Below are 22,883 nucleotides of genomic sequence, written 5' to 3' on the forward strand. Positions count from 1 at the left end.
GTATAACGTCACTATAAATAAAAGGACTTAAATAATTAGAAAAACCAGTGCCGCAGCTATATTGAGCACTTTGAAAAACATAATGTACAATGATTGTCTTTTTAGCTTTCCTTAGTGACTACAAGAATGACCTTAGCGGATTTACTTAAGCTATTTCGTTGGTTTGACAAAAATGGTGAACCATTCCCTCTTAATTCCGAGCTAGATCTTCCTCATAAAGAAATCCCCTTACTGCAGGCGGAAATACAAGCCAATCTTTCCTCAGAAGCCCCTCAACCAGAGGAGCTTCTCAGCGATATTAGTAAGTTTTTACAGCAACTCAGTGAGAGAAACGAAGCCTTTAATGTTTATAAATCGTCTATCCATTGGCTTATTGACCTTTATCCCTCCTTAAACAATTCTAAGATACATCAGCACAGATCCAAGCAAAAAATAGGCTCTTTGTTTAAAAATTACCTGGATTCTAAGCCTGATGAAGCAATTAGTTTCTACAGAACCGAGTTGCAATTACAGCAAATCAATCCCAATGGCACGTTTATAATTCAATCCTTTGAGGAAGAAAGAAAAGCTACCTCTGAGATTCGCAAAATCGATGATTATATCGGTCAAATGACAGAAAAACTGGCCGAGCTGAAAAACCCTTTGTCCCTGATTTTATATATGGACTACACGGATATTAACTCGCTTGCTGCATGTATTATCTGGCTACGTAGGCGAGGGGTCTGTGAATCTACCATTCTAAAAAGTGGCGTCTTGCAAAAATTTTTTTTGCATAACTTGCATCTTGTGACGGAAACAGAAAATCCCATTAAAGACTTTTATGACTGCTTGGCAGAGCGACCTGAAGCAGAGATGTTAGTTAACTTAGCAAGCGCTATCAGAGTCGACGATCCTACCTTTAAAAAATATAACCTCAAAGCGGAAGTAGATGTTGATAAAGAATTTGAAACTCTTCCGATATCCAGTCCAGATTTTACAGCAGATTACGACTCAGATTTATTTATGCATCTCTATGATCTATTTGGGATGTCCTTTCTCTATCGCGCCTTTCAAAACTGTCATGATCATCAAGGGCAAGACGATGGGGTTTTGCAAGCAGCTTTGAATCTGGAGGGGATTGCCTTTGAAGCCTTGCCTGAGCTGATACGATTATTATTAAATTCTCATAGTGAAGGAGCGCTTGAGCGTCGTCTAGAAACACTCGCCGAATTAGTCTCTCGTGAAGCCTTGTTAAGACATTTAGTAACAAATAAGCAATGGCTGATGTTCTATTTATTATGCTCTAAGGAGATGGAGGAGGTATTTACTCTAGACGCGTTTATACTTTACATACAAGAATTTATTAGCCTAGATGCTGTCGATCCCATTAATAAATTTAGACTCCTCTTTTTTTTACTACAGTGGGCCAAAGTAAACGAATTACCCTACCATATACATTACCTTTTTCGTCAATTAGTGGCTTTGTACTATCAAGCCCCTCCTGAGGTGTTTAATCATGAATATGAAAAAGCCCTTTCACGTGAATATAAACAAATTATTAGCACAGAGGAGAGTAGTGAGAGCGAGGCTGATGGTGTTGAAGACGTTGCGGAAGACACTGTTGAGGAAGATTCTGATTCTGATATGGAGGTAAACCATAGCCAAAGCACTGTTGATTTTATAACCAACATTGTGCTTGATTTTGAAAATAATTGGGAGGCTTTCTCATCTAATTTGCTTTCAGGGGAAACCGTTGATAGTTCTGATTATCAAAAATTAAAAGACGGTTGGCGTGAAGTAGAGAAAAAAAGGGGGTTGGCTCGACGTTTTGATAAAACAGAAGATAATGAGCCTAGTTTAGAAGAATTCATTATTAGTAAGCGATTTAGCCTGCGAAACTACGAGCTAGTTCTGGATGAGCTTCTCCTCATTTTGTTTGATTTATCCCAAGACAAGGAGTTGTATAACTGTCAACAAGTCCTGATTAGAGTTTTATTCAAACTGGATATCCCACCACTTAGAGAGCAAATAATTAAGGTACTCACGCAAACAAACCGCCATTGGTTCCTTGTTTCTTGGCGAATACTTGAAGGGACTTCAATACTCGAAGAAGCCGTAAAGCATAATAATCTTGGTTTAACCCAAGAGCTAATGAATCAGCTAGAGTTGGATCCCTTTGACGATGAGGTGTATTTCAAGGTTCTAATGTCTGCAATTAAGGCTAAAAACCTGGTAATGCTCAAGCTTCTTGTTAGACCACAAGTCATTTCGAAATTAAATGAAGGCCAGCTTAGGGAGCTTTACACCGAATCATTAAACAAAGATACCTTGCTTATCTTTGAATTTTTGTTGAGTCAACACGAGCTACTCAGTCTAAGACCAAAAACGCATTCTACATTAATCTTAGAGGCTGCTAAAAAAGGGTTCGGACAAGCACTTTCCCAGTTATGTGGTCCTCAGAGTCCTTTTCATGCCGATGCAGAGCTAATCGATAAAGCCTTAATGCTCGCTATTGAGAATAAACATTGGAAATGTATTGATGAATTAATTCAAGTTGCAGGACCAAGCTTCGATGGGCTTTTGGATGGCTGGATAGTTGTTTTACAGAAGTATACCTGGGAAGAACAAGAGCGGTTTATTCAATTATATTCCAATTACTTTACCAGAAAGATGATTTGGAAGGCTGTGCAGCATTATATGGATAATGCGAATTTACCCGGCATAACATTATTGCTTGAGATAAAAGGCGAACCAGAGGTCACTGCCGCAGATTTAGTAGAAGTTTTTCGTGTTGTAGTGGCTAACAAATCCTGGCCTGAGTTTGCTCTCTATCTGAGTAAAATTACTGGACCTGGTGCACTTACTAGAGAAGCAGTGGCAGAAGCAATTACTGAAATTATTGTCCCCGAATCAAATCATGAAATGCTGACGTTCATTTACGATAATTTTCGCGCAGATTTACTACCTGATTCGACCACGGTGGGGGAAATATTTAGGCTTGCAGCAGGAGGTAAATTTTTTGAAATTATCAAGCTCTTATGCGATCGTTCTGCGCAAGACTTAGATAATGATGTTCTGATTAAGCTCTTAGCTATAGAGCAACAGGAGCCTGAGTCACAGCTTAGAGAGGCGCTGACAAGGGCTGTAGACGTTAAGCAGCTTGTGGGTACTGAGGTAGGCGGTATTTTTGAAGGTTATGTAGATGACAAAAATAAGGCGGGGCTATCCACACTTCTTCAACTAAAGGGTCAACTAGCCTTAACAGCAGATCAAGTCGAAGTTGCTCTCTATGAATGCGCAGTCACAGGGCAGTTTGGTATGGCTTCTATCTTGATTGACTCGCCTCAACTTAAAGAAAAACCGGGCCTTATAGCAACAGTTTTTGAGTTTGCATTACCGCAGAAACAAAACAAATTTATTGTAAAACTTGCTAAGAAATACACCCTGTCTTCTGAAGAGAACATACGATTTTTAGCTGATTTAATAGATAATGAACAATATGAAACGCTTCAAGAATTTTGTAGAGCTGATCCTGAGCTTTGGACGTGGTCCTTTCAAAAGGCCGTAGAGTTAAATAAGTCATCTGCTGTAAATTTCATTTGTCATTCTAAACGATTTAGATTGGTATCCAATTGGACTCCGCAATTAGAACAGGTCTTGTCCGAGGGTAGGTTAGAGCAGGTTAAGGCAATTGTGTCTGCAGTTGCCTCCAGAACACCCGAGGCACTCAATGTTGATAACTATAAGCAACTTGCAAGAGAAAATGGGCATGCTCCTATTGTTGATTGGTTTGAGCAACTCAAGGCACTTAAAGACTATCGGCAGGTTTCTTCATACTCAAGTTTCCCCTTACTTAAGGCCCAGGCTATTCTGAAGGATTACACTAAATCGGATTCAGCAATAAAACGGTTTTTCACAGGGCACTGGAACAGGCATCACGTTGATGAGGTGTCTCTTATTTTACAAAGTAGGTATAAAAGCTTGGAAGAATTGTTAGCACGCCTGAGTCAAATCGATTTGCTAAATCCTAAGGGTTCTTTAGCAAGGCGTATTATCTATATGGCTGATTTTTTATTACCGTTGGAAAAGGAAGCTCAGCGTGAAGAGCAGAGGGCAATGAATGGTTTAGCTTTTTGATTTCATTAGCAAAGCGAAATCCCAGAGTAGTGAATTTAAATGAAACCTTGATTACGCTGCGCTCTGAGGAATCCTGGCATTTTTTTAAACAGAAAGCATGTGCCATATAAGTTCTTTCTGTTCTTTTGTGTGTCATTCCCGCGTAGGCGGGAAACCATCGTGCAAACAAAGTGAGGAACCACTTTGAGAAATGGTTTCCCGCCTACGCGGGAACGACACACATATAAGTCAAAGTAACTGATTAATGCCCATATAGACATTTAAACAATCATTTGATTGAAAAAATGTCAGGATCACTCAGAGCGCAGTGTAATCAAGGTTTCATTTGTGTAGATACCTAGGGTAGACCTCAGCGCGAACGGTTATAAAATCCATAAATGGCAGTGGTTCCTTCCAGAAACCAGGTTGCACTGGATGACAGAACCTTGTGAGAATTATTAATTTGAGTTTATAAAGAGTTACTAGACTGCTCCTCATTTTTTGCTAGTTTACAAAGAGCACCACTCTCCTGTAATAACTCGATAGCCTTTTGTTTTTCCGGCCCATTACCCTGAAAAGCATTTAGCCAATCCAGCGCAGTATTTCCATTCTTTGAGGGTTCATTAATATTTATATTTAATTGAGCTTGATACTTCATCAGTAGCTGTATGACTTGGAATTCGCCACGATTACAGGCATTACGCAGGGCAAGGGAATAGTTTTTTCCTTCAATTTGCTGAATAAGATTTTTAATGCTCTCCGAAGGTGATTTAAATAAGGAATTAATCTCTTGGAGCAATAAAGCATGGGGATCTTTCGAATCACTAAAAAATCCATGGATATTAGGCAAGCGATCAGTTGGCAATAGGGGAGGGTTAAGTAAGCTAATAATTTGTGCTGAACCTTGCCTAAGCCAGCCATTTTTATCTAAATAGTTCCCTACTTTGAGAAATTCATCCTCACTGAGTTCTTTTCTAAACTTTATTAGTTGTAACATCTTGTGAAGATTTTCATCAAGACAAAGCGGTTTCAATTTTTGCAGCATCCATTGTTGATAGGGACTTATTGGGCTTGATGGTAATGCACTATGAGCAAGACGAGTAGGTGTCTGGCTTGATAGATTAGATGGGTCGCCTGCTAATATAGCTTGGATGGTCTTTTGAAAATAATCATGAACATTATAGTTTTCAAACAAATAGACTTTTACAGTCTGCCAGGAACATAAAATTTCATTATAGAGCTCAGGCCTAGTCATCAACTCGTTTAATGCAAGCAAATTAGCTTGATTGATAACCTTATAATCCAAAAATGAAATTTCTACTAAGAGATGAAGATACCTTTGTAAGAGTAGGTGTGAATCAGGGAAATTTTCTTGTAGGTTTTGTAATAAATAATAGAAAAATGTCAATTTATAGCCAGGTATTTCAAATAATGGAAAACCTAAATTGGGGTTTAACTCACTTGGAATCATAAGCTCGGAATAGGAGTTATCGCCACAGCCGCCTCTTAAGCTAGAAAGTGGCAATAATAATAATTTAAGTGGTTGGGTTAGCGTATTGATATCGATAAGTCGTAAGCGTTTCATAGCGTCATGACTACTGCTTGGATGTTGGGTTATGAGTTTGCTTGCAACTTTATTCTCAGTATTAAGTTTAACAAATTCAATTTGTGTAAATCTTTTTTTACACAAATCTAACAATGAGGCATCGAAAGTATTCGGCTTTATTACCATATCAAGATTTGTTATATCTTTTCTTTCGCAAAGAGAAAGGCTAAAAAGAGTAAACAGCGTTGTTATTGCTTGTGTTTTAAAATAAGAAAAGCTGAGTATTTGATTGTCTAAATAGGCTTGCCTATCAAATTTAGCGCCTTTATTATCGCTAGCCTGTAATAGGGAAGCTAGCAACTCGTCATGGTCTGGCCTTAGTGTTTCAGGGAAAGATGCCTCATTAAACTTAATACCCACCATATTTGTCCCAACACCCATGGCGGCGGCAGTATAGCCTTTGAATAGGGGCGCGTCGAAATACTCATTTTTAAGATTGCCATATTCGGCTAATGAATGAACATGACAGGTATGAGGTACAAGGGCTAAGGGGTTATTAATTGTTTCATCAATAGGCGTTGAAATATTTAATAAAAAATTGGCGCTTGCAAAATAATCTTGAATCCCTAAATCTAAAATAACCTGATGAAATGATAGGAAGTGCTCATCTTGGTGTGCATATACGAATAGAGAACAGTGTTCAAATCTATCCCGATCAAAGGGGGCGCCTTCATAAAAATAACAATCATCCTCATTATCTAATAAGGTAGTTAAATTTTTTATAGCTGGAAGTTGTTTGGTATTTACGAATGCAAAGGCTTTTAATTTTGATTCTTGAGTACTAGACGAAAGCTGCGCCTTAGTGAATTTGAAAAAATCGATAAGGTGCTTAAAATCACCAAGGCCATCTTCAATGTTATAACCCCATAGAATAAAATGTTGCATTATTAACTTGCCTCTATTTGTTAACGTCAATTATTAGGTTCCAGTCATTGCTAGAACTCCAGCCTAAAAGGCGACCTTATTTTAGAAGCCATGTATTAAAGATTTCTTAGCGATGTATGAAAAATCGGAATGCTTTATTCTCATTTGGAATAGCTGTGCGTGTTGAGTTCCTCTCAAAGAACAGCCGTCATTGCGAACGCAGTCAAGCAATCCAAGTGCCGTGGTTCGAACCCTGGATTGTTTCGCTTTGCTCGCAATGACGAAGTGTGAATGACCTAATACTGACTTTTCCCTGAATTGTGCACAAGAGACAGAACGACTTTGAGGTAGTTCTAGTAGGTATAACTCATCTCTGAATCCACCAGCTCTTGGGAGTCTAACCCAGCGAAATGTTTCACGGCAGCGTTCTCTAAGCCTAGGGGTATCAAAACAACATTACCTATTTGAGATTGTGAAAAAAATTGCATCATACAAAGCGCCGGATCATTAATATCTGTAAATGTGAAGTCTAAAGGGGATAATAGACACATAGGACTTGCCACCTGCTCGGCTTTTTAATCCCTCAAGCGCTACTTCTGCATCGAAATTATTGTCTTGACCGTCAGTTATAAATAGGACAAAGGTATTTTTTAAGTCTTGATTGCCTTTGAAGGGTAGCTCTGCTGAGCCAATAATATTCGTTGCCTTTGTCAGCGAAGTACCGCCACCGCTCTCTTGGGCTATTCGGTCAAGCTTGGAATAAATATCTGCCTTGTTAATATTCACTAGTTGAGTGGGTTTAAAAATAACTTGTGCAGTGTGTTTAGCAGAGCCTTCGCCAGCTCCCATACTTCCACTGACATCTAAAACAATAAATAGGTCCATGTCTTCTGGACCTGATAAGGATTGAAATTCGACACTTGGAGCAACCAATACTTTACTCTGTGTCAGGGGATAGGTGGATTTTTCCACGCCGATGTTCAATGCTAGGTTGAACTCTTTTCCATCTATATTAATTTTCGATTTATATTTGGTCATTCTGTAAAATAATAATGAAAACGGTTTGTATTTTATCTAATCTATTTTTGGTGAGTACCGTAGGAAATACGGTAGTCTTTACTATTAGTGAGAACTGTTGAAAACCACGTCATTCATTAGAAAAAAGCGTGATAAGATTTAATAGGGTTTTGTAAAAGGGATACAGCATGCTAGAAAAAAAATCGCTATTACTCCTGTCAGAAATTCTTAATTCTCTTGACTCTGGGTTTGATCATTTACCGAGCGCCGAACAACAAATCAATCTAGCTGCAATGCGAGATGTGTTGCTGAAAGTGGCTAATAAATTGCACGATAATTTTCCCTATCCCCATCCTCTCTATGCTGGCCAAATGCTTAAACCACCGCATCCTATCGCTCGTTTAGCTTACACGATCGCCTTATGGATAAACCCGAATAACCATGCCTTGGATGGTGGCAGAGCCAGTTCACACATGGAAAGAGAAGCGGTCTCCCAATTGGCGCAGATGTTTGGCTGGGGAACCCATTTAGGCCATCTTTGTAGTGGGGGAACAGTAGCTAATCTGGAGGCATTATGGATAGCAAGACAACTTAATCCTGGGAAAAAAATTCTAGCCTCTTCCCAGGCACACTATACCCATAATCGCCTCTGTTCAGTTCTGCAAATTCCCTATGAATCTGTAGCGGTGAACTCTAAGGGACAAATGGATCTGGTAGATCTTGAAAACAAATTAAAAATGGGAAATGTCGGAACAGTTGTTGTTACGCTTGGAACTACGAGTATAGGGGCTATCGATCCCCTAGCTGAAATTCTGAGACTTAGATCGAGCTATGCTTTTCGTATCCATGCAGATTGCGCCTATGGTGGTTATTTTACACTCTGTAATAATTTATCCGAATCAGCGAGAAAGAATTTTGACCATCTCCTAGAAGTTGATTCGATTGTGGTCGATCCGCATAAACATGGATTACAACCTTATGGTTGTGGGTCTGTTTTATTTAAGGATGCCTCAGTAGGGCAATTTTATAAACATGAATCACCCTATACCTATTTCAGTTCGTCTGAACTGCATCTTGGCGAAATTAGCTTAGAATGTTCAAGGCCTGGGGCTGCTGCCGTGGCCTTATGGGCAACACATCAGTTATTACCCCTGGTAAGAGGCGGAGAATTTGCCTTAGGTCTGGAAAAATCCCGACAAGCCGCTATTTTGCTATATAACAGGCTAGCCAATGATGCTGAGTTCTTAGTAGCAATGCCCCCTGAATTAGACGTCCTTGTCTGGGCACCACGAGCGGCAACTAGCAAAGAAATCTCTGCACTGAGTCAAAAAATTTTTGAGCAAAGCGCAAAATTAGATTTACATTTAGCTCTGACAAAGATACCAAAAGTGGTGTTAGAACCTTACTGGAAGCAAGTGGAGTGGAAGGATAACCATGTTACCTTATTACGCTCGGCGCTAATGAAAGCTGAACACCTGGATTGGATTGATGAAATATGGAAACGGTTAAAGAAAGCGATTCACAATAGTTGATTTTAAAATGAAACCTTGATTACGCTGCGCTACATCATGGCTACACTTATTTGGTAATAGGTCATGTCCCTCCTGGTCTCAACACTACGTCATCCTGAGTGCAGCGAAGGATCTCTTGAATGTGGCACCGTGCTAATCCCGGAGATCCTTCGCTGCGCTCAGGATGACGTGGCGTTCAATTACAGGCACTTGTGTAGATACCTATGGGCTTGACCACGGAATTTCGGGATGGGGGTGATCTTATTTGACAAATCGTAGCCTTGATACAGCGCAGCGCTGAGTGATTAAGGTTTTCCTTCCTAGCTGATTACAAAGAAAACCATAAAAACCAAACTTAAACTAACAAGGAGAGAATTGACCCGCTGACCTGCAAATAACTTGAGCAGGGTATAGAGGATAAGGCCCCCGCCAATGCCGTTCGCTATTGAAGCTGTGAAAGGAATTAGCATGATGGTTAGCATAGCTGGTGCAGTTTCGCCAATATTTTCAAGTTTTAATTCCCCTAGATGTTTCATCATACAGCAAGCAACATAAAGTAAAGCCGGACCTACGGCATAGTTGGGGATCATTTGTGCGAGTGGAAAGAAAAACAACATTAAAATAAAGCCTAAGGCAATGACTAAGGCACTTAAACCCGTGCGGCCGCCAGCTTGGATACCAGCAGCAGATTCGATGTAAGGTGAGGTACTTGCTGTTCCTAATAAACCGGCCAAGGCAGAAGCAGCAGCATCGGCAGTTAAGCTTTTACTTAAAGTCTGCTTGTATTCACTGGAATGTGGAAAGAGGGTGGGGTTTAAGAGGCCAATGAGCGTGCCGGTTGCATCGAAGACTGCGATAAGGAAGAAAGTGAAGGTTGCTTTCAGCGCAGGCACTAGGTCCAGTTGGGAAAAATTCAGTTTAAACAAGGTTGGCTCTAATGAGGGCGGTAGCGCTATCAAGCCTTTCCAGCTTGTAAGTCCAAACACTAGACTCAAAATACTTATAGTTAGGATGCCTAAAATTATTGCAGCAGGTACTTTGTAATAATCGAGAACAAGGATCAGCAAAAAACCTAGAAAGAATAGGCAGGTTTCAGGTCTTGCTAACTGGCCTAAGCGCATTAGGGTATGGTTATCACTTATGATGATCTGATTGGTCTGTAGGGCGATTAGCGCAATCAATAAGCTTATGCCAATCAAGATGGCGATTTGCAAGTTATGGGGAATCGCTTCAATCAACAAACGACGCAGGCGGGTTAAACTCAAAAATAAAAACAGTAAGCCTGAAATAAAAACCATTGCTAAGGCCTGTTGCCAGGCAATCCCCGACCCTTGGACAACTGAATAGGTAAAATAAATATTAAGCGCCATGCCCGGAGCAACCCCTATTGGCGTATTAGCCAGAAGTCCGGTGAGGGCGCAGGCAAAGGCGGTAACCAGGCAGGTTGCAGTGAAAACTGCGCCCTGATCCATACCGGCTTCATGCAAAATCGAGGGGTTGACGAAGGCAATATAAACCATCGTTAGAAAGGTTGTTATACCTGCTAATACCTCTGTTTTAAGGGAAGTATTTGCCAATAAACGTGATTTGAGGCTGTTCATTTATAGCTGACCAGAAGTAAAAATTGATACTACACAATCAGAGATGGCTTTGGCAACCAATAAGCTTAGGGGCCCATATTGATTGAATTAAATTTCTACATTAACATTTGAAGCCCTTCAGTTTTAAATAAATAGGATAATCAGATGCAGGAAAAAACTAACTTTACCGAGAACAGTTCTGGTTCCTGTGAGTCCCGTCAAGATGAGCCTGTTGAGAAAAGTCGCTCAAGAGCATCCAGTGTTGATAATGGAACTGCAACTTTTTTTAGTCCAAAACAGTCAAATGAAAACAGTAATTTGCCGGCTCAAACTAAAGAGGGTGGCAACTCAGTGGAAGATAATACAGAAACGATAGTTATAAACATCCGTTGCTGCTCACTTTTTTAACAAAATCCGTAGCCTGGATGCAGCGAAGCGCTGAGTGATCCTGACATTTTTTTAATCAAAGTATCATTTAGATACCTATGTGAACATTAATCAGTTACTTTGACTTATATGTGTGTCGTTCCCGCGTAGGCGGGAAACCATCGTGCAAACAAAGTGAGGAACCACTTTGAGAAATGGTTTCCCGCCTACGCGGGAATGACACACAAAAGAACGGAGAGATCTTATATGGCACATGCTTTCTGTTTAAAAAAATGCCAGGATTCCTCAGAGCGAAGCGAAGTCCGGGAGCAGTAGTGATCCGACTTCCCGGATTTCGCTTCGCTGCATCCAGGCTACATTCAATTCCGACTAGGCGCCTTCTTTTTGGGCAAGGGTAACTCTGAGGTAGTAATTTTAATGAGTTCGGTTAGCCACTCAGTTTCATCCCACATTTCTCCTGAAATTAATAAATAGGGTTTTGCGCCAGGGTAGGGAGTCCCTTCAATATAATTACTAATAAAGGCCTTGCCTGCCTGGGTAGGCTTCACAAACAGTTGATCATCACAGACTAAAGCAACTACTTTGTCCTCACAGTAAATAGCGTATTCCCCAAACATTTTCTTTGCGCGAATTGTTCCTGCCCTTGTGATTTGTTCGAGAATATAATCGACTGTACTTTGTTTAGATGACATTAGAAATTCCTAGGTGGTCTATAGTTATTACAGCTTGAAATTTTATAAGGACATAATAATGAATCTGCAACTTGATAACAAACTGGCTCTTGTTACAGCCTCAACAGGGGGTATTGGTTTTGAAATTGCTCGTTCACTTGCACAGGAGAACGCAATTGTAATCGTTAATGGCCGCACTGAAGAGAATGTCTCTAAGGCTATATCGCAACTAAAAACGGCTGTTCCCAATGGAAAATTTGAACGGCTGGTTGCTGATAACTCAGTACTGGAGGGTTCAAAATTAGCTATAGCTATTTATCCAGAGATTGATATTTTAGTAAACAACCTTGGTATCTATGAAGCCGTGGGCTTTTTTGATGAAACTGATGAGGACTGGCAAAGGCTATTTGAAGTAAATGTTATGAGTGGTGTTCGCTTGAGCCGCCATTATCTGAAAAAAATGCTGGAAAAAAATACTGGTAGAATACTCTTTGTATCAAGTGAGTCAGGTATTACGCCTGCCCCGGAAATGGCTCATTACAGCGCTACAAAAACAATGCAGCTATCCATTTCTCGCAGCCTTGCAGAGTTAACTAAGGGAACCGAGGTGACTGTGAATACCATTCTGCCAGGTCCAACGAAGACTCCTGGGGTAGAAAAATTTGTAAAAGATATTTTTCCTGAGCTTTCCTTTAAAGAGGCTGAAAAACGCTTTGTAAAAGAAAATCGCCCCAGCTCTCTACTTGAACGATTAATAGAACCTAGTGAGATCGCTAATCTTACAACCTTTTTATGCAGTCCTTTAGCTTCTGCAATCAATGGTGCTGCAATTCGCACGGAAGGGGGGGTAATTCGAAGTATTTAACGTCAGTTACTCAAAACCTCCTTTAAGAAAAAGGTACCCGATGAGCGGTCAATACAAGTCCTCGCAGAAATTGTTCGATTTTTGTTCTATATTTAACTTGTGGCACTGTAGTCGGGGGATCCAAGATGTCTACATCTATTGAAAAACTAAAAAAGAGCGACATAACCTTGAGCGCGATATTAAACATACTGAGAAAAAGATTAATCATTTGCTAGACTCTGATGATCGCGTAAACAAACCTAATACCTGGCAACACAAAAAGAATAAGGCTGAAAATGAGCTCTTAAATCAAAATCTAAGCTTGATAGAGCTTGATGGTGAAATTGAAAGACAAGAGTTAATGGCTAAAAAAGAGGGGTTATTAAAATTAATCAGCGTTTACGAGAAAGACTTGGATGCTCATAAGGAGCTCTCTCAAAGGAGGGATAAGTGGCATGACATTACTCCTTTTGAAAAGCGTCTTCAGTCTCTACAAAGTGAATTGGAAAGTCTAGATAAGGAACTTGCAGAAGTCAAAGAAACAACTCAGCAGAAGATGGACAGTTTAAGAGAAAATTTTCAAGTAAAACCTGATAGGATAATCAGTTTCTCAGATTCTTCTAGGCCAATGCATGCTGTTATTGATAAAAACTATCAACAAGCCTCAAATGCCCATAACCAATCGTTATCCAATGGAAGAAGTCAAACCAGCCAAAACACTAGTATCAACTGTTTATCTTCTTATGAAGAGGCTGCGAATAAGAATAATTCAGTACAGGGAGCTAATACTTCCTCGCCTTCTAATCAGCAAGCGAATTCTCTCCAAGCTAGGAGATAAATTTTATATGAGGGTTGAGTAGGCCAGCTTCGCGCACTGGTGATATACACCTTTGAGAGTGCGCGAAGGATAGCAAAACCTAGGAAAACAGTGCTTTATTTCTGCTTGGTATGCGATGTGCCATCGGTGCAGGTACAAGTTCCAGATAGCGTTGTTTCATCGAGAACGCAAGAGCTCATGCCTTGGTGTCCTGTACAAAACTCAGAACATCTTGTTTGTTGTTGCTCATTACAGGATTTAGTTTCATCCGCAAAGGCAGAAAGGGAACCCAGCACAAGCCCAACACCGAGTATACTTGGTAACAATCTCATTTTAGTCTCCTTAATAATTGTTTATCCATCTAGTTATCGGCAAAGATAAAAGATAATAGAGTGTTCTTTCAAAGGGGTTTAAGCAATAAATATTTTACTGTACCCTGATTCAACTAAATAACAACATAATCAAGGGATGGATATGAAATTAAAGAAACTTGCTTTATGCATTTTAGCCGCTTCTCCGGTTTTTTTTTCTCAAGTGGCTGAGGCAGGTGAATCCCCCAAAGAGGCTTCTGTAGCTACGAAAACCTTAAATAATCAATTATTAACTGAACTCCCCTTTAATGATAAGGAATCGTTTAACAATGCATCTAAAGGATTTATAGCCCCTTTACCCGATAATGGAGTGATTAAAAATGCTGAGGGCGAGGTTATCTGGGATTTAGGACTATTTTCTTTTATAAAAGAAAATAGTCCATCTCCAGACACGGTAAACCCGAGTTTATGGCGTCAAGCGCAATTAGTTGCGATGGGAGGGTTATTTAAAGTCCACGAGCATATCTATCAAGTACGCACAGCAGATCTTTCCAATATAACCTTTATTGAAGGACCCCAAGGTATTATCGTTATGGATCCGCTTATCTCTACTGAAACAGCCAAAGCATCCCTTGATTTATATTTTAAGCACAGACCTACAAAACCAATTGTTGCAGTCATTTATACGCATAGCCATGTAGACCATTATGGTGGGGTTAAAGGCGTTGTCTCTGAAGACGAGGTGAAATCAGGGAAGGTAAAAATTATTGCGCCAGTTGGGTTTATAGAAGCGGCTGTAGCAGAGAATGTGATGGCTGGTAATGCGATGAGCAGGCGTGCTAGTTACATGTATGGAAATCTTCTCCCAATGTCAGCAACAGGGCAGGTAGGTGCTGGTTTGGGTATGACTACTTCCTCGGGAACAGTATCACTTATACCACCTACCGATCTCATCAAGACAAGCGGACAATATTTAAATCTTGCTGGTCTAGATTTTGTTTTTCATATGGCGCCTGATTCGGAAGCACCCTCTGAAATGTTCTTTTACATACCAGAGTATCATGCTCTATGTACTGCGGAAGATTCTACTCATACCTTGCATAATACTTATTCATTAAGGGGCGCCGCAATCAGAAATCCTTTAGCCTGGTCAAAATATTTAAATGAAGTCATGTATCTTTGGGGTAATGATGCTCAAGTTTTATTTGCACCCCACCATTGGCCTGTTTGGGAAAAAGACAACATTGTTAAACATTTAAAATTACAGCGGGATATGTATCGTTTTATCAATGACCAAACTTTGCATTATGCAAATCAAGGTTTCACTATGGATGAAATCGCAGAAAAGGTGAAACTTCCAGAGCCCCTAAGTCATTACTGGTCAAATAGAGGTTATTACGGAACGATGAATCATAATACCAAAGCAACCTATGTAAAATATTTAGGCTGGTTTAGTGGTAATCCGGCAACCTTGCATCCTCTTGAGCCGGTAGAATCAAGCAAAAAATATGTTGACTACATGGGGGGCGCTACAAAAATTATAAAACAAGCTCGAAAAGACTATGAGCAGGGTAATTATCGTTGGGTTGCAGAGGTAATGAATCGTGTTGTTTTTGCTGAACCAGAGAACCAAGAAGCACGTAATCTTGAAGCAGATGCCTTAGAACAATTAGGTTATCAAGCTGAATCAGGGCCTTGGCGTAATTTTTATCTGAGTGGAGCTAAAGAATTACGTAATGGAGTACAAAAACTTTCAACACCCCATACCGCAAGCGCAGATACAATTCGAGCGATGAGCACTGATTTGTTCTTTGATTTTCTGGCAGTTAAGCTCAATGGCGAAAAGGCAGCTAACACGGTACTTAGCTTAAATTTTGTCTTCCCTGATATTAATGAAAAATATGTCGTAGAACTAAACAATGGTAGCTTGCACCATATCCAGGGATATCAAGTCAATAAGGCTGACGCAACAATCACCCTAGATAGGGAAACCTTAAATCAAATTATCATGAAACAAAAAACAATAGCGAGTGTACAAGAAAACAAAGAGCTGAAAATTGATGGCAATCAAGAGGGATTGAAGCAGTTACTCAGCTTTATCGATAATTTCGATTTTTGGTTCAATATTGTGACGCCTAATCATTAAAAATGTAATAGGTCGCGTCCTTCCTTGTCTCAGCGCTACGTCATCCAGAGCGCAGCGAAGGATCTCCTGAATGTGGCACAGTGTTAATCCCGGAGATCCTTCGCTGCGCTCTGGATGGCGTTGCATCAGGGTGATAGGGCTGACCTATTACTTTCGAAGTTGCTGATAGCAAGCCAATGCTCTTGCCCTTGCTTCCTGATGGTTAACAATCGGTCTAGGATATGTTTTATTCAAATAAACCTGGCTAGAATCCCCATCCTCCCAAGGAGCATGTATGGATTGCCCCTTTAATTTAGCAAGCTCGGGAACCCACTGACGAATATAAGTACCCTCAGAATCAAATTTTTGACTTTGTAAGACAGGATTGAAAATACGGAAATAGGGTGCCGCGTCTGCGCCAGATCCTGCTACCCATTGCCAACTCGCGCTGTTATTTGCTAAATCCGCATCAACTAGCGTGTCTAAAAACCAATCTGCTCCCAAACGCCAATTAATTAGCCCTCCCTTAGTAAGAAATGAGGCAACAATCATGCGAACACGGTTATGCATATAACCTGTAGCCCATAACTCCCTCATCCCCGCATCGATTATTGGGTAGCCAGTCAGTCCTTTTTGCCAACAAGCTAAGAAATGCTCATCATTTCGCCAGGGAAAGCCATCAAATTCTTTTCTAAAATTTTCAGATGCAAGCTTTGGAAAATGATAGAGCAAATAAACGGAGAACTCTCTCCACCCTAATTCTGAGATGAAATGCTGAGCTGATGCTAAATCACAGCTGGGATCTAATTTGGCTATCTCAACAGCCCTTAAAATCATCCATGGGCTGATTTCACCAAAGTGCAAATGTGGTGATAGCCTTGAGGTCGCGTTTTTTGCTGGGAAGTCTCTATTTTTCTTATAACCCTTAAGATGATAATCAATAAACTCATTAAGTTTCTTTTGCGCCCCTTCTTCTCCTGGGCTCCAAAACTCAGGAAATCGTGCAGCCCAATTAAGACTTGGTAATAACCCCCATTGCTGAATCTCATCGCTTTGAATTGCAATGCCTTTGGGGCGACTCGCCAAATGCATTGGCGATGGAATATGAAGAATCTGTGTACATTGTTTCCAGTAAGGAGTGAACACCTTAAAAAAATCACCGCTTTTGTTTTTAATAGTCCAGGGCTCATGAAGTAAACTTCCATTGGTACTCTGAACGTTAATCCCACTTTCCAGTAAGGCCGCTTTGATCTTTTTATCACGTTCAATGACCAGTGGCTCATAACAGCGGTTCCAATAGACTGATTCCACAGACAGTCGTTTAACTAAGTCTAAAATAATTTCTAAGGGATTCCCTTTGCGCAAGACAAGATCTAATCCTTGATTAGATAAAGAATTACGCAAAGCAATGAGGCTATGATGAAGCCACCATGCTTGCGCTGCACCTAATACACTGTTTTGCTTATCATAAATATAGAGGGGAATTACAAATTGATGCTGAGAGCAAGCCTCAATAAACGCAGGATTATCTACCAACCTTAAATCTTGGCGAAACCATATAAGCGCAGTAGTCATAGTATCCTTTTATTCTAAATGTGGTTACGCAGCATTAATTCTTGAGGATAAGGATCAAGATAGCTCTGAATACTTAAATAGGGTTGCTGATAACGATTTAAATGATGTTTAAATAAAGTAACAGGAACTATTAGCGGAAGTAAACCAGAACGATAATTATCGATTGATTGGACTAGCTCTTGTTTATCAAGCGAATCTAACTGCTTCTTGAAATAACCAAGACAATGTTGAAGTACATTAGCATGCTTTTTAGGCGTAGCAAGACAACTCATGCCTCGCATAAAAATACTAATATAAGCCTCATTGAGTTGCTCTAAGTTATGCAGTTTTATATTACTAAGCATTTTCCCTAAAACTTTATAGATGGAGGGCGAATGCGCTAAGAGAGTAAGCTTATGACGAGTATGAAACTCAACTAATTTACTCGCATCTAGCCCAGTTTTTACTAGGTTTTTCCACTCATTATAAATAAAGATACGCTCGACAAAATTCTCGCGAAGCCGGGGATCATTAAGCCGTCCTTCTTCTTCAATAGGTAAATTGGGAAAGGTTTGTTTAAGAACTCGCGCATATAATCCTAGCCCTGCAAGAGGTCGTTGTCCTTCGTCCTGGTAAACCTTGACATTCTTCAAACCGCATGAAGGCGATTTGCTCTTTAAAATATATCCGCATATCTCATTGAGCCCCTTCATGCATTGAATAGAAAATTCAACCATATTGCTCGTGTAATCTCGGCTGCTATCCTTTGCTTCAACAAGCCTGGGATGTTCACAGTTACCTCGCAAATGAAGTGCGGGGCGAGGAACTCCTAAACCAATAGCAACCTCAGGGCAGATAGGCAAAAAATCGACATAATTCGCCAAAAAATCACAAATAAAATTATCTCGTTTATGTCCACCATCAAAACGAACCTTTTCACCAAGCAAGCAGGATGAAATACCAAGCAAAAGATGTTTATCCATATGATTTTCTTTTATGCCTTAATAACAGTAGGTCAATAAAAGTTGCCATAAGGTGATTTTGAATGCAAACAAATTGGAGAGTATTGGGCTTGTCAGCCGTAATTACTGATAATTATTAGATTGTTGCATGGATTGAATGTAGCCTTGATGCAGCATAGCGTAATCAAGGTTTTATTTAAAATTCACCAAAATCCAACCCGCAAAAGTTTGGTTGATAATTATCCTTATCTAAGGAAAACCTTGATTATGCTGCGTTGCATCAAGGCTAGGGACTAAGAAAGTTTTTAATATTTGCCTTTAAGTTCTGATAAATTAAATGTGTTGGATTCATTGCAATAATTTTAGAGAGCTTATCACTGGTTATTACAGACTCTTCTACTGATAAATGCACAAAATTCTTATTAGGGGAGTTATGATTTATCCACTGAACAAGATATTTCTCAAATAATAATTTAGTTTCATCGCCTTCAATGAGAATTAGTTCATCAAGTATAAAATTTAAGACTATCCATCTATCATAGCTAAGGCAGGAAATTATTTTTAAAAAATAATGAACATACAAGGGAACCTTCCTTCTGTAAACAAGCTCTATGAGTTCAGTAAGAGAATAACTTTCTGGAAAGACTGTCATGCAATTTACAAAGGTTTTCAATATTAGGGGGCTCGGGTTTTCTAGTAGGTTTTTTATAATATTTTCCCAATCATCAGGCTTCATTTTGAATGCTGCAACAATGATGGCGGCTTGCAAACTAGGGTTCTTTGTCCCCATAAATGATCGAATAAGCTCAAAGTCTGTTTTATTGCCAGATTCACTTAGCCCAACTAATAGGGTGGCTGTGATTTCCTGGTTGTTTAAGGCATTAATATAATAACTTGTGAATGCATGAATACCTCTTTGCTTAAGATAAAATCGGCATAAACTTCTGATAGAGTAGCTGCGATCTAATAACCCTTTTTCTAAAAATCCTATTGCTTGCTTAGGGTAGAGCTCTATCATTTCATAAAGTACTTTTTTGCGAATAGGCATGAATTTATCATTGCATAATTTGACTAAGTAAACAAAAAACTGTTCGGAATTTAATTCGTTTTTTGCAAGATTAAAAGCACTAAACTTGATAATAATATCTTTGTTGTTTATCGTTTCTGACAATAATTTTTCTATTAGTTTTTTGGAGTTTTCAAGAATAGAAAAGGCATAACGAGAAACGATGGTTTCTCGACTTTCAAGCGTCTCAAAAAGCACAGCTTGGCAATCAGTTATCAAGGCTGATTCTATCTTCTGGATTAATTTAATTTGATCATATCTTCCCTTGTTTTTCAGTTGTTTTATCAAAGGGAGGTTTTCAATTAACAGAGAAGCCTTATTATTATCTATGAGATTAAACAAAGTGGCAGAGCAAAATTTTCTTATCTCATCGACCCAGTCGTTGGCTCGCAAAATGAGGAATGGCAAGGCATCTATAAGGCTTAGATTTACCAGGGACTTAATCGCATTTGAGCGAATAAAGCCATTAGGATGGCAACATAGAATTTTTATAGCGGCTAAATTCTTCATAGAATCGCAGCTAAGTTCATCTAAGAGATGTGGGCTCAAATCAAACCAATATTTTTCGGCGACCTTAAAGTAATTAGAGTAATAAAGCTTGCGTATTTTTTCATCCAAACCTGATAGGCGACTAAGAGGAAAGCACTCTAATAATTCGCTAATTTTCTGTCTTGCAATCTCGCTAACCTGTTGATTTTTAACAAACAAAAGCGGAATAAAATGGAAGAGTATATTTAGATCATCGATTTCTTCAATCGCTTTCAATAAGGACGGCTGTAACGCTTTTTTTGGAAGCAACCTAAAATAGGATGGCGAGGAAGTATGATACAAGAGCTTTAGGATTTCCTCTGGATTTGCGCTTTTTTCATCATTCAAAATAATTCACCAATTCCTATTTTCAACAAGCCAGCTCATAAAGCGGTCGTTTTAATTAAACCCTGTCTTTGTTCTTCTTTATCTTCTTCGGACTCGGGTCGATTATTAGAGCTAAGGCATGACCAAAAACGATGCATTCTATTTTTATGTTTTTTCCTTTCTTCGGTGTTTACTGCTGCTTGGGCAGGTTCTTCATTATTACTAGAACTAGTATTGCTTAGCAAAGTGGGTTGTCTTAAATCTTCCTTTTTTTGCGAAGATGCTCTCTGCTGAGAACCTAGACTATGGGAGGCCTTATGCACATTCTCTTGGCCCTTAAGTCTATCTTGCAAATTAGATACAAAGTTTTTAGAGCTCAGGTAAATACTCTCGATGTCCATAGAAAGTATTTTTTGCAAAGCCTCTTTTTTGATTATCACTTTTAGATAGCAGTCATTGTTAAACGGACCCTTATATTTAGAGGGTAGAGTAGTTATTTCGTCGGGGACTAAACTGAAGGTTTGCAGAAAGGTAGGGAGCAGTGTTGCTGGCATTCGACCAAGACTAAATTCATCTTTATCAATATTTTGATAATTCAAAATATCAAACTTAGCCTCTTCCTGGGTATCATTTTTTAGATTGGTAAAAATTAGCTGTTCAATTAATGCAAAGAAGATGGAGTATTTTTGATATTCTAAGGATGATAAGAGGAAGCTGCTGGATTCTGGACCAACGATGTTGAAAGAGGGCTGTACAGGTTGTAAGTATAAAGACCGGCATTGACCATATCGAATTGGAAGGTGAAGACCACCGATTAATTCATTGTATTGCATAATACCATCATCATGCCCAGAACTAATTTGGCTTGTATGCGCGTCCCCAACTAAAGATAGGATTAAACTATCTGGAAATGCCTCTCGAATAGTATCTCTTCTTTTTTTCCATTCGATATTTGCCATGCGGCGTTCGGCTGAAATGCCCTCACGCCCATTAGGATTGGGTGTAGCTGCATAGGTTATTTGAGAGTCTAGTGCTACCACTTTAATGCCATTAGTAATTAATTGGTTAACAAGTTGATAAAAGGGACCTTCTCCATTCTTGTTTGGCCGATAAAAGGATTGATCCAGGCTGTTTAGATATTTTTTCAAAGCAGCAGAGACTTGGAGTCGCTTCAAAGATGCATCAAGCTCTGCTTGCATAGACTCAAAACATAAGTGCTCCAGTAATAGAATACCTTTGTGCTCTCTTAAGAAATCGATACTACTAATAATTATTTTCTTAGGTTCGAAGGCAGCATGATCTTCGGAAATAAGCCAATCTGAAGGTAGTTCTTCATTGGAGGCCTCTAGGAATTCCGCAATAGCCTGCAAGGACCAGTTTTCTTTTAAGTCTATTTCCGCAACGCGTGCTTGTTGGGGGCTATAACGAGTTTTGTAGTGTTGAAAGGTATCGGCTATTTCATCAGTTTTGGATTCTCTGTAGTTTCTATAGTCTCGCGTTTCTTGGTAAGACCCTGTGGTAGTGGCGAATTGTAGCGCCTTTGATTTTCCTGGAGGATGCCCTAAATCAAAAATGTAATGGATCTCAGCTAAGGAAAGAAATTTAAATTTCATTTGCAGCTGATTACTATCAAAGGAGACTAGGTCTGGAGGAAGCCCATAGTTTCGAACTCGTCTTTTAATTATCTCCTCATATTTTCTAAAAGTTTTTAGGTTATTAAAGGTAAAGATATAGGTTTCCATAAACTGCCTTTTTTTTGTTTTGCACCCGATTTGTTTAAGGTCGCGCGCCCTCTACTTCTGCATTCCGTCATCCAGAGCGCAGCGAAGGATCTTCGGGATTAGCACAGTGCCTCATTCAGGAGATCCTTCGCTGCGCTCTGGATGACTGGTAACGGGGGTGACCTTATTACTGTGAGGATAAAGAGCTATCGGGCTGTTACCAATTAACCCATGTCCTCAGCTTCAGCGTGAAAACCGAATTTAGCGTCTTCATAAAAGATAACCTCACCGCTTGAGATATCATGATGACCACCAATAATTCCGCATTTCCCTGCCTCTATAAGATCTTTCAGGATAGGGCTACGTTCCATAACAGCCTGGACGGCTCTATGGATATTGATACTAGTCACCTTTTCAACAAAGTCCTCGTTAGTCGAGGTACGATTTTCAGTTACGGTTTTTTCGGCACTAACAGCATTTTGAATTTTACATAGTAGGGCCGTTAAATTACCCATTTCTACATGATCACAAGCACCTTTTATTGCTCCACATTTCGAATGACCTAAAACGACTATTATCTTGGCACCTGCTACTTTGCAGGCAAACTCCATACTACCTAAGATATCTTCATTGATAATCGATCCTGCAATGCGTACGCTAAAAACATCGCCTAGACCCTGATCAAAAATCAACTCCACTGAGGTACGTGAGTCGATACAGCTCAAAATAATGGCAAAGGGGTGTTGCCCATCAGAGGTTTCGTTGGCTTGCTGCAAGAGGTTGCGATTAATTTTTAGGTTATTGATAAATCGTTTGTTTCCTTCTTGTAATAATTCTAAGGCGAGTGTAGGCGTAATCGCCTCTTGCATTTTTTTAGTCAAAGTTTTCATTCAATGC

General features: G+C 39.6%; 16 protein-coding genes. 6 read left to right on the plus strand and 10 right to left on the minus strand.

Annotation, left to right across the window (positions count from 1 at the left end):
* Nucleotides 1-114 precede the first annotated feature (114 nt).
* Nucleotides 115-4,116 carry a DUF5617 domain-containing protein gene (locus tag BN1094_RS13315; protein ID WP_141650484.1) on the plus strand — a complete coding sequence of 1,334 codons (4,002 nt, stop codon included), beginning with the start codon at nt 115-117 and terminating at the stop codon, nt 4,114-4,116.
* 448 nt (nt 4,117-4,564) lie between these two features.
* Here BN1094_RS13315 and BN1094_RS13320 read toward each other — a convergent pair whose 3' ends face one another.
* Both BN1094_RS13320 and BN1094_RS13325 read right to left on the minus strand, forming a co-directional pair.
* On the minus strand, nt 4,565-6,586 hold the full coding sequence (locus BN1094_RS13320) for a hypothetical protein (RefSeq protein ID WP_044011584.1): 2,022 nt from the start codon (nt 6,584-6,586) through the stop codon (nt 4,565-4,567).
* A gap of 486 nt (nt 6,587-7,072) precedes the next feature.
* Entirely contained in the window at nt 7,073-7,603 is a 531-nt protein-coding gene (locus BN1094_RS13325; protein WP_044011585.1) for a vWA domain-containing protein, read from the minus strand.
* A 167-nt stretch (nt 7,604-7,770) separates the two neighbouring features.
* Between BN1094_RS13325 and BN1094_RS13330 the strand changes: the two genes are divergently transcribed.
* On the plus strand, nt 7,771-9,114 hold the full coding sequence (locus BN1094_RS13330; protein ID WP_044011586.1) for a pyridoxal phosphate-dependent decarboxylase family protein: 1,344 nt from the start codon (nt 7,771-7,773) through the stop codon (nt 9,112-9,114).
* Nucleotides 9,115-9,413: 299 nt separating this feature from the next.
* On the opposite strand, the gene BN1094_RS13335 is transcribed toward BN1094_RS13330, so the two are convergent.
* Nucleotides 9,414-10,694 carry an NCS2 family permease gene (locus BN1094_RS13335; RefSeq protein WP_044011587.1) on the minus strand — a complete coding sequence of 427 codons (1,281 nt, stop codon included), beginning with the start codon at nt 10,692-10,694 and terminating at the stop codon, nt 9,414-9,416.
* A gap of 144 nt (nt 10,695-10,838) precedes the next feature.
* On the opposite strand from BN1094_RS13335, the gene BN1094_RS13340 reads away from it, so the two are divergent.
* Nucleotides 10,839-11,081: a hypothetical protein gene (locus BN1094_RS13340; RefSeq protein ID WP_044011588.1), complete on the plus strand. Its 243-nt coding sequence runs from the start codon at nt 10,839-10,841 to the stop codon at nt 11,079-11,081.
* 338 nt (nt 11,082-11,419) lie between these two features.
* On the opposite strand, the gene BN1094_RS13345 is transcribed toward BN1094_RS13340, so the two are convergent.
* Nucleotides 11,420-11,752, minus strand: a complete 333-nt coding sequence (locus BN1094_RS13345; RefSeq protein ID WP_044011589.1) for a TfoX/Sxy family protein — start codon at nt 11,750-11,752, stop codon at nt 11,420-11,422.
* A 58-nt stretch (nt 11,753-11,810) separates the two neighbouring features.
* Here BN1094_RS13345 and BN1094_RS13350 point away from each other — a divergent pair, with 58 nt between their 5' ends.
* Complete coding sequence (locus BN1094_RS13350; RefSeq protein WP_044011590.1) at nt 11,811-12,596, plus strand: SDR family NAD(P)-dependent oxidoreductase; 786 nt, start codon at nt 11,811-11,813, stop codon at nt 12,594-12,596.
* A 208-nt stretch (nt 12,597-12,804) separates the two neighbouring features.
* Nucleotides 12,805-13,413 (plus strand): hypothetical protein, encoded by a 609-nt coding sequence (locus BN1094_RS13355; protein ID WP_044011591.1) that lies wholly within the window; start codon nt 12,805-12,807, stop codon nt 13,411-13,413.
* 95 nt (nt 13,414-13,508) lie between these two features.
* Here BN1094_RS13355 and BN1094_RS13360 read toward each other — a convergent pair whose 3' ends face one another.
* The gene (locus BN1094_RS13360) at nt 13,509-13,724 is read right to left on the minus strand and encodes a hypothetical protein (RefSeq protein WP_044011592.1); all 216 of its coding nucleotides are present in this window, start codon (nt 13,722-13,724) and stop codon (nt 13,509-13,511) included.
* 142 nt (nt 13,725-13,866) lie between these two features.
* On the opposite strand from BN1094_RS13360, the gene BN1094_RS13365 reads away from it, so the two are divergent.
* Complete coding sequence (locus BN1094_RS13365) at nt 13,867-15,849, plus strand: alkyl/aryl-sulfatase (protein WP_044011593.1); 1,983 nt, start codon at nt 13,867-13,869, stop codon at nt 15,847-15,849.
* Between the two features lie 147 nt (nt 15,850-15,996).
* Here the strand turns inward: BN1094_RS13365 and BN1094_RS13370 are convergent, their stop codons facing one another.
* The 5 genes from BN1094_RS13370 to BN1094_RS13390 form a co-directional block, all read right to left on the minus strand.
* On the minus strand, nt 15,997-17,403 hold the full coding sequence (locus tag BN1094_RS13370) for a cryptochrome/photolyase family protein (RefSeq protein WP_044011594.1): 1,407 nt from the start codon (nt 17,401-17,403) through the stop codon (nt 15,997-15,999).
* 14 nt (nt 17,404-17,417) lie between these two features.
* Nucleotides 17,418-18,365: a YbgA family protein gene (locus BN1094_RS13375; RefSeq protein WP_044011595.1), complete on the minus strand. Its 948-nt coding sequence runs from the start codon at nt 18,363-18,365 to the stop codon at nt 17,418-17,420.
* Nucleotides 18,366-18,630: 265 nt separating this feature from the next.
* Nucleotides 18,631-20,286: a hypothetical protein gene (locus BN1094_RS13380; RefSeq protein WP_044011596.1), complete on the minus strand. Its 1,656-nt coding sequence runs from the start codon at nt 20,284-20,286 to the stop codon at nt 18,631-18,633.
* 35 nt (nt 20,287-20,321) lie between these two features.
* Nucleotides 20,322-22,007, minus strand: a complete 1,686-nt coding sequence (locus BN1094_RS13385; protein WP_044011598.1) for a TraB/GumN family protein — start codon at nt 22,005-22,007, stop codon at nt 20,322-20,324.
* Nucleotides 22,008-22,210: 203 nt separating this feature from the next.
* A complete protein-coding gene (locus BN1094_RS13390) occupies nt 22,211-22,876 on the minus strand; it encodes a carbonic anhydrase family protein (protein WP_044011599.1) in 666 nt (221 codons plus the stop codon).
* Nucleotides 22,877-22,883 lie beyond the last annotated feature (7 nt).

The organism is Legionella massiliensis, assembly GCF_000756815.1.
Taxonomy (GTDB): Bacteria; Pseudomonadota; Gammaproteobacteria; order Legionellales; family Legionellaceae; genus Tatlockia; species Tatlockia massiliensis.